The 6,556-nt window shown below is 73.0% G+C and carries 3 protein-coding genes; 1 reads left to right on the plus strand and 2 read right to left on the minus strand.

All coding sequences use genetic code 11. The features are described 5' to 3' along the window. Window positions 1-149: 149 nt before the first annotated feature. Entirely contained in the window at window positions 150-1,046 is an 897-nt protein-coding gene (locus tag ACWCSD_RS44785; protein ID WP_449924518.1) for a hypothetical protein, read from the minus strand. A gap of 300 nt (window positions 1,047-1,346) precedes the next feature. On the opposite strand from ACWCSD_RS44785, the gene ACWCSD_RS44790 reads away from it, so the two are divergent. After that, entirely contained in the window at window positions 1,347-4,424 is a 3,078-nt protein-coding gene (locus ACWCSD_RS44790) for a S8 family serine peptidase (RefSeq protein WP_449924521.1), read from the plus strand. Window positions 4,425-4,600: 176 nt separating this feature from the next. Here ACWCSD_RS44790 and ACWCSD_RS44795 read toward each other — a convergent pair. After that, window positions 4,601-6,556: hypothetical protein (locus ACWCSD_RS44795; protein WP_449924524.1), on the minus strand; the 1,956-nt coding region annotated here is incomplete at its 5' end.

Raw genomic sequence — 6,556 nt, forward strand, 5'->3', positions numbered from 1 at the left:
CCGCTGTCGCGCATGGAGGCCCGCATCGCGCTGCCGCTGCTCCTGCGGCGTTTCCCGGCGCTGTCGGCGGCCGAGCCGCCGGACCATCGCGACCGCTGGGTGGGCCGCGGCCTCCACCGCTTCCTCGTCACCACCTCCTGACCTCCAGGTCACGCCCTGACGCGCATCCGCCGGGCCGCCGCCAAGGAGGTCACCACGAGAACGGTGAGCACGCTCCAGTACAGGAAACCGCTCACCCGGGTCACCAGCAGGTTCTCGGCCAGGTGGACCAGGCCGGGAACCAGGTAGACGGCGGCGGCCAGCGCCCAGCGGCCGTCCCGGGCGGCCAGCGTGGCGGCCAGCACCAGCAGCAGGGCCACCACCTCGACGCCGGCCCGTACGACACCCCAGACCGTCTCGTCCGCCGGCACCTGCGCGAGCTGCAACGCCCAGCAGACCGGCGGGACGACCAGCCACCACGGCGACCGGACCGGCATCGTCACGCCCCACCACCGGGCCTGCCCCGACGCGCGGCCCGCTCCGGTCCGCCGGACGGCGAGCGCCGCCGACGCGGCCGCGACCACCCAGTAGGGCGCGACCGGCCCGAGGTCGCCGTACAGCGGGCCGACGTCGACCACCGGGCCGTGCAACCATCCCAGGATGATGGGCCAGCTCGTCAGGAGCGCGGCGATCGCCGCGAGAGGAGCCGCGACCCGCGTCCATCCCCGCACCAGCGCCACCACCAGGACGACCCCGACCCCGGTCCACACCTTGAAGACGAGGTAAGGCAGGACGGGCAGCTGCGCGACGGTGACGACCGCCACGGCCAGGGCGCCGAGATGCAGACCGTCGGCCCACCCCGGCACGCCGGCCGCCCGGCTGGCCCGGACGCGCACGGTGAACCCGCCGGCCAGCAGAGACAGCGTCTCGCGCAGCGACGGCCGCAGGGCCCCGGGCCGGGCGGCCGCCAGCAGCGCGCCGATCAGCTCCTCGCCGTGCTCGGCGCGGTGGCCCTCGGGATAGGCGCGCAGAAGACGGCGGTACCGCTTTTCGAGAACGTGGCCCATACGCCCCTCACCCCGTCCGGCCGCAGGACGAATGCGGCGGCGCGCCGCAACCGGACCATCGCCGCCCCCGCGCTGCTCACTGAGAGCCTGCCGCAAATGTCGCACAGGTGGATCGATCCCTCAATGCCGGCCGGTTGGCGACGTGGCTCATAACGCTTCACGACGGTTCGTCCAAGTAGGGGTGTGGCATTCACAATTTTGCGAACAGGATTGGTGGCCGCCGTACTGGCCGGTTCCTTGGGGGCCGTCACGGCTCAGGAACCCTCCCTTGCCGCGGCCCCGGCAGGAACCGGCCCGGTCGTGACCGGGAGCGTGACGCTCCTGACCGGGGACAAGGTGACGGTCAGCGGCCGGGGCCACCGGGTGGAGAGCGCCCCCGGACGGCGGGTCCGCTTCTCGACGCAATTTCGCGACGGACACCTCTACGTGATCCCCTCGGATGCGTTCCCGCTGGTCAGCGAGGGCCTGCTCGACGATCGGCTCTTCGACGTGACCCGGCTTCTGGCGTGGAAGTACGGCGACGCCGACACGGACGAGATCCCGCTGATCAGCCAGACCCTGGGGGAGCAGCCGGCCCCGGCGCTGAGCGGCACCCGCCTGACCCGCAAGCTCGACGACCTCGGCGTGGCGGCGGTGCGGCTGCCGAAGAGCACCGCCGCGCGGACGTGGCGGGACCTGGTGAGCGGGGCTCGCACGCCGGCCGCGGGGAAGGGCAAGATCTGGCTCGACGGACGCCGGTCCTTCTCGCTGGACCGCAGCACCGCGCAGATCGGCGCGCCCGAGGCGTGGCAGCAGGGGTTCACCGGCCAGGGCGTCACGGTGGCCGTGCTCGACAGCGGCTACGACGCCGGTCATCCCGATCTCAAGGGCGTCGTCACCCAGGAGCGCAACTTCTCCGACGAGCCGGACATGACCGACCGCGTCGGCCACGGCACGCATGTCTCCTCGATCGTCGCCGGGGCCGGGACGAAGTACCGAGGCGTCGCGCCGGGGGCCCGCATCGCCGTGGGGAAGGTGGGCGGCGTGGACGGCATCGCCGACTCGGCGTTGCTGGCGGGCATGGAGTGGGCCGCCACCGAGGTCCGCGCCAAGGTCGTCAACATGAGCCTCGGCACGGTGGACGAGCCCGGCGACAATCCCGTCGAGCAGGCCGTGAACACCCTGTCGGAACGGACGGGCACGCTCTTCGTGGTGGCGGCCGGCAACGGCGGCGGCGAAGGGACCGTGTCCAGCCCGTCCACCGCGGACGCCGCGCTCTCCGTGGGCGCCGTCGACCGGTCGGACCAGGTGTCCAGGTTCTCCAACCAGGGCCCCAGAACGGGCGATCACGCGATCAAGCCCGAGATCACCGCCCCTGGCGTGGACATCGTCGCCGCCGCGGCCGAGGGCACCGCCGACGGGCCGTACGTGGCGCACAGCGGGACCTCCATGGCGGCGCCGCACGTGAGCGGCGCGGCGGCGATCCTCGCCCAGCGACACCCCGGCTGGACCGGGCAGCAGCTCAAGGCCGCGCTGGTCGACAGCGCCAAGCCCACCAGCGGGACCGGCCTCTACGAGCAGGGCGCCGGGCGGGTGGACGTGCCCCGCGCGCTGGCGCAGCAGGTGATCGCCTCTCCCGCCACCGTCTGGGCCGCATTTCCGTGGCAGCACACCGGCGGCGACCAGGCCACCCGGACGATCATCTACACCAACGACGGGGACGCCCCCGTCACCCTGAACCTCACGACCGACACCGACGTGCTGAAGCTGCCGCAGGACAAGCTGGAGGTCCCGGCGCGCGGGCAGGCGTCCCTCACCCTCACTCTCGACGTCACCGGCAAGCCCGCGGGCGACTACCCGGGCGTGCTCACCGCCACCTCCGGCGACACGATCCTGCGTACGCCGGCGGGCGCGTACGTGGAGCCGGAGTCCCACGACGTCACCGTCACCACTGTCGCCAGGTCGGGCGCTGCGCCCGGCGTGGCGTTCGGAATGGTCTACGACCAGGCGAGCGGCGCCCAGCGGATGCTCACCTTCCGCGACGGCGTGGCGAAGACGCGGCTCCCGAAGGGCGCCTGGAACCTCTACACCGAGATCTACGACTTCGACCCCGTCGCCCTGACGGTCGGTCACCGTCCGCTCGCGGTCGGTGCCGACGACCTGCGCGTCACGATCGACGCACGCGAGGGCAGGCAGGTCCGGTTCGCCGTGGACGACCCCACCGCCGCGGCCGACCGGCGGTTCGGCCTCTACCTCGCCAACGGTCCATGGCAGTACGGCTGGTACGCCTCCGGCCAGGACCCCAATGAGGGCTACTACGTCATTCCGGTCCGGCAACCCGGGCTCACCTACGAGTCCTGGACCGTCTGGCACAAGAAGGACGCCGCGCCCAGCCCCTACCGTTACGACCTCGTCGACCGCCGCACCGGCGGCATCCCGGACGACCCCACCTATTCCGCGCGGACCAGGGACCTGGTCAAGGCGTCCGAGACGTTCCGCTCCACGGGCGCGGCCGGCACCGGCACCATGTGGACGGGACCGCTGGACCCGGCCGGCGCCGGGGCACTCACCCTGCCCACCAAGGACATCCCGCTGCCCTCCGCCATGACGCACTACCGGAGTCCCGGGCTCGCCTGGTCCTCGGAGTTCCAGACAGGCGGTTCCCGGCAGATCGGCACGAGCCCGGTGCGCGAACGCGCCTTCTCCGAGGTCTGGAACGCGGCGGTCGCGGGCCCGTCGTTCGCCACGCCCGGCGGCAGCCGTACCGGAGACACGCTCCAGTTCTTCGCGGGCCGGCTCCACACCGACGGCGTCGCGGGGCTGACCGGCATGGACGCCACCGCCACCGGCACCCTGACCCTCTCCCGCGACGGCAGGCAGCTCGCCACGAGCGACATCGCCGACTGCGCGCCGGGCGACAGCGACCAGTGCGCGCTGTCCGCGACGCTGCCGCAGGACGCCGGCACCTACACCCTCGCCGCGTCCTCGCGCCGGGACACGTCCGTGAACACCCTGTCCACGGGCGTCGACGCCGTCTGGACGTTCCGTTCGGCCCGTACCACGCAGGCCACGCCCCTGCCGCTGATGGCGGTCAGGTACGCGCCCAAGGGCCTCGACACCGCGAACCGGGCCAGACCCGGGTCGCGAACCCCGCTGTCGATCTGGATCGAGCGCAACCCCGGCGCCCGCGGCGCCGCGGTGCGCACGGTCGAGCTGGAGTTCTCCACCGACGACGGCGCCACCTGGCAGCCCGTCAGGACCCGGGCGGCCGACTCCGGCTGGACGGCGACCGTCGCCAACCCGGGCTCCCCGGGGTTCGTCTCCCTGCGCGCGACGGCCAAGGACACCGCCGGTGACGGCGTCACCCAGACGGTGACCCGCGCCTACGCGGTCGGCTGACCGTGCCCGGGCCGCGGGACGGGCGACGTCCCGCGGCCCGGTCCTCGCCCGGGGACGTCCCGCCCCGGCGCGCTCTCAGCCGGTCACGGTGAGGACGAGCTTCAGAAGTGGCTGGCCCAGCGGCGGCCGGCGCACGCGCGGCTGCTGCTGAACGCACCGGATCCGACGACGGCTCGTCAGGGTTGCTTCAGTCCGTAGGCCTTGTGGATCGTCTGGTCCACGGTGTTGCCCTCCTGGTCGGTGGCCTGGGCGCGGAGGCCGACGGCGCCGTCGGTCCGGGACAGGGGCGGGTGGGTGATGGTGCCGGTGAAGGCGTGGTCGCCGGAGGCCGACATGGGGACGGGCACCCAGTGGGCTCCGCCGTCGAAGGTGGCCGAGAGCCGGAGCGTGGTCAGCTTGGCGTCGGGCTGCCAGAAGGAGCCGTTGTAGCCGGTGACGGTGATGCGGCGGGCGGCCCCGGCCGTGGCCTGGTTGTCCAGGTCGAGGTCCAGGTCGTAGCTGAGGTTGAGCCGGCGTACCGGCGCGCAGGGAGCCAGGATCTGGGTGACGAGCCAGCCCGCGCACAGGCCGTCGGTGAGGTCCTTCATCCCGGATTCGGGGCGCTTGGAGCGGAACGTCCAGGCCGTTTCGACGTCGGTCGCGAACCGCTGTCCCGGCTGCGGGGTGTGGAAGGTGTCGGTGAGCCGGTATTCGGCCTCATCGGGCGGAAGGGTGAAGGTCGGCAACTTGATCGCGACGGGACCGAGCGCGCCGATCCTCTCCTCCAGGGGAACCTCCCGGCCGTCGCGGTAGAGGTGCAGCTCGTCCTTGCCGCCGGCCCACGCCTGGAAATTGGCGCTCCAGGTGAAGGGCTCCTGGTGGTGGGGTTCGGGGCCCATGACGGGCACCGCCGACGTGAACAGGTCGCCGGTACGGCACGCGAAACAGGTGGCCGTGCCCGAGTCGATCACGCGGTCGCCGTCGCGCGGGCCGCCGGGAACCCTGGGCTGCATGCCCCACCGCTCGGTCCGGCGTCCCGCCTTGGTGAAGACGTCGAGCGCGACCGTGTTGTAGCCGGTCCTGGACAGGTCGCCCTCGTCGTACCGCATCCTGACCTCGCGCTGCCAGGTCACGTCGGGTGAGACCGGCCCGACGTACTCGGTCACGGTGGTCCGCGCCTGCCAGGCGCCGCCGAGACCCCACGCGGCGAACGGTTCGGAGCCGTTGATCAGCACGGGGGTCCAGCTCATGCGCACGGCGCCGGGGCGGTCGGAGTGGAAGCGGTCGTCGATCTCCTGAAGGTTCTTCCCGGTCACCCGGTGGTCGAGGCGGGCGGGGATGCGGCCGCGCTCGGGGAAGAACAGCGAGTACATGTACGGCGTGGCCGGGCTGCCCTCGACCTTGACGTCCACCGGCTTGCGGGCCAGCGCCCTGCCCTGGTCGGCGGGCAGGCTCATGGTCGGGATCGGGTAGAAGGCCCAGCTTCCGGTCGGGTCGAGGAAAGCCCGTCCCGACGCGCCGTAGCCGAGCACGCCCACCGCGCCGGCGGCCGCCAGGGCCTGCACGCGGTCGAGCCCGTCGCCGGAGCAGGTCGTGTCCGGGCAGAGGTCGCCGAGGTCGAGCAGGGCGAGCTTGCCCCGTACGTCCAGGCCGGACAGGTCGGTGCCGTGGCCCACGTCCACCAGCGGGAGGGTCTGCTTGCCGGTCAGCTTGGGGAGGTCGGGGGTGACGCCCGCGTAGCGGGGGGCGAGCGTGCGTCCGCCGGCCTTCATCGTGACGAGCGGCGCGCCCTGCCAGAACTGGCCGGTGAGGTCGAGGGCGCCCTGCTTGACCGGTTCGGTGGGCAGCATCCAGTAATGGTGCAGCCCGTACGCCGGGTAGGAGGAGAGGAAGTCGGCCACGACGCCGTTCGCGGTGGTGCGCCGCAGGGCGTAGTGGGACAGGTAGGTCTCGGTCGTGCGGGGGGTGTCCAGGCGGACCTCGCGGGCCTTGCGCAGGTCGAGGGTGACCGTGGTGTCCCGGTCCACCTTGACCTCGGGGGCGGTCGGCAGCGACTGCTGCCACTCGCCGTCCTCACCCCGCCAGGCGGCGATGGTGTTGACGCTGAAGGTGCCCGGGTAGACGCTCGCCTCGCCCTCGGCCGTCTGGTAGAA

Source organism: Nonomuraea sp. NPDC001684 (genome assembly GCF_053596515.1).